This is a genomic window from Pseudescherichia vulneris (genome assembly GCF_902164725.1).
In the GTDB taxonomy this organism is placed as follows: domain Bacteria; phylum Pseudomonadota; class Gammaproteobacteria; order Enterobacterales; family Enterobacteriaceae; genus Pseudescherichia; species Pseudescherichia vulneris.
In genome coordinates, this window is record NZ_LR607338.1 from 694,930 (window position 1) to 698,695 (window position 3,766).

Genomic DNA, 3,766 nt, shown 5'->3' on the forward strand with positions numbered 1-3,766 from the left:
TTAATATGATTATGCTTTTTAGGCGTCGTTGCGTAAGCCGCTTGCCAGTTGCGTAAACACCGCAATAATTTTCGGCAGGGCCTTCTCCGGCTCGTTGCTGGCTGCTATCCAGAGCGCGGCATTCATCGCAGCGCTGTTTAACATATGCGCAGCGGCCTCGGCATCTACGGCTTTAAGCAGGCCGCGCTCACGCATTTTTTCAACCGTCTGGCGGGTGGCGTCAAGGCAGCTGATCTGCCCGGGCCACTGGGCGGGATCGCCCAGAAATGCCGGGCCATCAAGCAGCACGATGCGCCGCACCTCGGGATCCAGCGCCATCTTGATATAGGCAACGCCTTCGGCTAGCAGCCTTTCCCAATCGTCGCTGGCATGAGAGGCGTCAGCCTTAGCCCGCTCTGCCATTTCCCCATCAATCTGAGCAACAACGGCAGCCAATAAACCTTTTTTATCACCGAAGTTGTGATAGAGCGCGCCACGGGTAAGCCCAACGCTGGCGGTTAACTCATCCATGGATGACGCGGCGTACCCCTTCTCAGCAAAGGCTCTCCGCGCTGCCGCGATCAGTTTTGCGCGGTTCTCTTCCATCGTTTCGCTGCGTCGTTTGACAACCATACCTTCTCCATATTCATTTGACATACGCCGCGTATGTGTGATTAATTTGACATACGCGGCGTATATTAAACCATATATCCGTGCTGTGCTTTACGTTTTTCACCTTGAACAAAGTAAAGGATACCCTATGATTCAGCGCGAACCGATTTTCCCCGCCAGCCGCCATGCGCTCTATGAAGAGCACGGCTACTCTGCCGCGATCCGCTCCGGCGATTTGCTGTTTGTGTCCGGCCAGGTGGGAAGCCGCGCCGATGGCACGCCGGAGCCGGATTTTGCTGCTCAGGTGCAGCTGGCGTTTGATAACCTGAAGGCAACGCTGACAGCTGCGGGCTGCACCTTTGAAGACCTGATCGATGTCACGACCTTCCATACCGACCCGCAAAATCAGTTTCCCACGATCATGCAGGTCAAACAGGCTATTTTCCCGCATCCTCCCTATCCAAACTGGACAGCCGTTGGCGTTACCTGGCTCGCAGGCTTTGATTTCGAGATCAAGGTCATTGCCCGCATCCCTGGCCGTTCGTAGCGTGTCACGTAAACGAGGAGAAACGCTTATGTCATTCGATCCTATCCTGTTAATGGGCGGTTCCGGCGCTATAGGTCATCAGACCGCTCGGGCGATACAGGCCATTTATCCTGATGTTCCTCTGCTCATAGGAGGCCGCGATCTTAGCAAGGCCCAGCGCGCAGCGGCGGAAATGGGTCATGCGCAAGGTGTTGTTATCGACATGGCCTCTGACGATCTGGGTCTTGGCGAGCAAAAGGTCAGCGCGGTGGTCGTTCTCTATAAGGATCACACCCTCGCCAGCCTCCGCTTCGCCCAGAAATGCGGCGTACCGCATCTCAGTATCTCGTCGGGCATATTTGAAATAGCCCCGGAAATCGCCAGCTTTATGCATGCCCCGACCGCCTCGGCAATCGTGCTGGGCTATGAGTGGCTGGTGGGCGCTACCACGGTGCCTGCCCTCCATCTGGCGAAATCCTTCAGCCAGGTAGAGGAAATCCGCATTGGTGCGCTGGTTGATGAGCACGATACCGGCGGTCCGGCGGTGGCCGCTGATTTTGAGCACCTGAACCACCTCCTGCCTGCGGCGCTCACGCGCCGGGATGGCAACTGGATCTGGCGCGAGGGCGATGATGCCAAAGCCGTTTTCGCTGCGCTGGACGGCACTGAAATTAACGCCACCGGCTTTTCTTCAATTGACGTGACGGGTCTGGCGGCCGCTACCGGCGCGCACAGCGTGCAGTTCAACCTGGGCCAGGGCGTCAGTTCTAGCCGACGTAAAGGCGGTACATTATCGACGGAGATCGTGCTGGATATGTCTGGTCTGGATCACGCTGGTCAGGCACTTCGCACCCGACATGCGGTCGTGCATCCGGGCGGCGCAGCACCGCTGACGGGAATGGGGATAGCCTTGCTTCTTGAGCGTCTGATCGGATTGGATGGCAAGCCGCCGGTTGCCCCTGGCCTCTATTTCCCGTGGCAGATCCTGGATGCATCGCGCTATCTGGCGCGTCTGGTACAGGAGGGCGGAGACGTTCTGGAACTGCCGTCGTCCTAAACGCCACGTTTGGATCAACCACCGGCGAGCTGACCCTTCGCCCGCCGGTGCCCTCTTCTACCGCTGTTACTATTGCGGGTTTTCCCCCACTACCTTGTTAATGGCGTCGGCGCCACAGCGATCGTCAGACTCTGCGCCCCCGGTTCCCGCCATGCCAACGGCACCAATCACCTGACCGCGATAGTTAACCGGTACGCCGCCCCCAAGCAGCAATAATTCGTTAACGGTATTGAGGTTAACGGAGTCCGGTGATGATTGAGCCTTAATCGCAAGCTGTTTAGTCGGCGTTTTGGTCGATAGCGCCGTGAAGGCCTTACGCCACGCGGCCTGCGTATTATGCGGCCCCACGTTATCATCCCTCATCAGCGCAACCAGGTTTCCGCCACGATCCACGACGGCCGCAACCCCCTGACGATGCATACCATGGCAGATCGACAGTGCCTCGGTGACCAGCTTACTGCCAAGCTCCTGCGTCATGTCATAGACAGCCGCTGGCTGGGCCGAGAGAGCTACGCCCGGAGCAGCAAGCAGCATGGCGAGGGACAGGGCGGCGATAGGCTTTTTCATCTTTTATTCTCCTGAGTTAATCACCCTGCTGTTATACCCGCCCGGCTCTCCTGACTACCTGACAGGAGGATGACAATCTTGTCATCTGGCGCGGAAAAAAGGCGTGCGCCTTGCGATACGTCGCGCAGAAAGGGAGGTTTGGCCTAACATGATTAAGTAGGCCATCACACATGACCAAGAGGAATATATGAAAGTTCATCATCTTAACTGTGGGTGTATGTGTCCGGTGGGCGGCGCATTATTCGATGGTTTCAGTAAAGGTATCTTTGCCCATCTGGTATGCCATTGTCTGCTCATTGAAACTGACCGGGACGGACTGGTGCTGGTCGATACCGGGTTTGGACGGGATGATGTCCGTCAGCCGGAAAAACGGCTGTCAGGCTTTTTCCGGGTAATGAATAATATTCAAAGACGGGAAACGCTGACGGCTCGTTCGCGTATAGAAGCGCTGGGGTTCAGGGCAGACGATGTCCGGCATATCATTCTTACCCATCTTGATTTTGACCATGCGGGTGGGCTGACCGACTTTCCTGGCGCACGTATACACCTGCTGCAAACAGAGATCGATACCGCTCAGCAGCGGCACAGCTGGCTGGCACGCGAGCGCTATCGTCCCGGCCAGTGGAGCGGCAGCTCGGGCTGGAGAGGCTATCAGCCTCAGGGAGAAAAATGGTACGGCTTCGAGGCGGTTACCGCGCTGCAAGGGTTGCCACCGGAAATCCTGCTTGTCCCGCTGGCAGGCCATACTGCGGGGCATGCGGGTATTGCCGTAAGCCAGCCAAACGGGTGGTTACTGCATGGGGGTGACGCCTGGTTCTACCGGGGTGAAATGGACCTGCAAAATCCTCACTGCACGCCCGGCCTGCGTTTTTACCAGTGGATGATGGCGATGGATAACGGTACAAGGCATCGGACGCAACAGCAATTACGGGATCTATTTGGTCGCTATAAGCAAGAGATCACCTTCTTTTGCAGTCATGATGCCAAAGAGTTACAGGCCTTTGGTAGTGAAAATACGCATTCCA

General features: G+C 56.9%; 5 protein-coding genes. 3 read left to right on the forward strand and 2 right to left on the reverse strand.

Features of this window, described 5'->3' with window-relative positions; translation table 11 throughout:
- Nucleotides 1-18: 18 nt before the first annotated feature.
- The gene (locus FN633_RS02815) at nucleotides 19-612 is read right to left on the reverse strand and encodes a TetR/AcrR family transcriptional regulator (RefSeq protein WP_154056655.1); all 594 of its coding nucleotides are present in this window, start codon (nucleotides 610-612) and stop codon (nucleotides 19-21) included.
- 127 nt (nucleotides 613-739) lie between these two features.
- Here FN633_RS02815 and FN633_RS02820 point away from each other — a divergent pair, with 127 nt between their 5' ends.
- Both FN633_RS02820 and FN633_RS02825 read left to right on the forward strand, forming a co-directional pair.
- Nucleotides 740-1,138 (forward strand): RidA family protein, encoded by a 399-nt coding sequence (locus FN633_RS02820; protein ID WP_154056656.1) that lies wholly within the window; start codon nucleotides 740-742, stop codon nucleotides 1,136-1,138.
- A 28-nt stretch (nucleotides 1,139-1,166) separates the two neighbouring features.
- Complete coding sequence (locus FN633_RS02825) at nucleotides 1,167-2,174, forward strand: NAD(P)-dependent oxidoreductase (RefSeq protein ID WP_154056657.1); 1,008 nt, start codon at nucleotides 1,167-1,169, stop codon at nucleotides 2,172-2,174.
- A 69-nt stretch (nucleotides 2,175-2,243) separates the two neighbouring features.
- On the opposite strand, the gene FN633_RS02830 is transcribed toward FN633_RS02825, so the two are convergent.
- Nucleotides 2,244-2,741: a GlcG/HbpS family heme-binding protein gene (locus tag FN633_RS02830; protein ID WP_154056658.1), complete on the reverse strand. Its 498-nt coding sequence runs from the start codon at nucleotides 2,739-2,741 to the stop codon at nucleotides 2,244-2,246.
- A gap of 187 nt (nucleotides 2,742-2,928) precedes the next feature.
- On the opposite strand from FN633_RS02830, the gene FN633_RS02835 reads away from it, so the two are divergent.
- Nucleotides 2,929-3,766 (forward strand): MBL fold metallo-hydrolase (locus tag FN633_RS02835; protein WP_154058805.1); only part of this gene is annotated, 838 nt, incomplete at its 3' end.

Coding starts and splice junctions, on each gene's coding strand:
- FN633_RS02825 (WP_154056657.1), top strand. CDS start 1,167: ATGTCATTCGATCCTATCCTGTTAATGGGCGGTTCCGGCGCTATAGGT.
- FN633_RS02820 (WP_154056656.1), top strand. CDS start 740: ATGATTCAGCGCGAACCGATTTTCCCCGCCAGCCGCCATGCGCTCTAT.
- FN633_RS02830 (WP_154056658.1), bottom strand. CDS start 2,741: ATGAAAAAGCCTATCGCCGCCCTGTCCCTCGCCATGCTGCTTGCTGCT.
- FN633_RS02815 (WP_154056655.1), bottom strand. CDS start 612: ATGGTTGTCAAACGACGCAGCGAAACGATGGAAGAGAACCGCGCAAAA.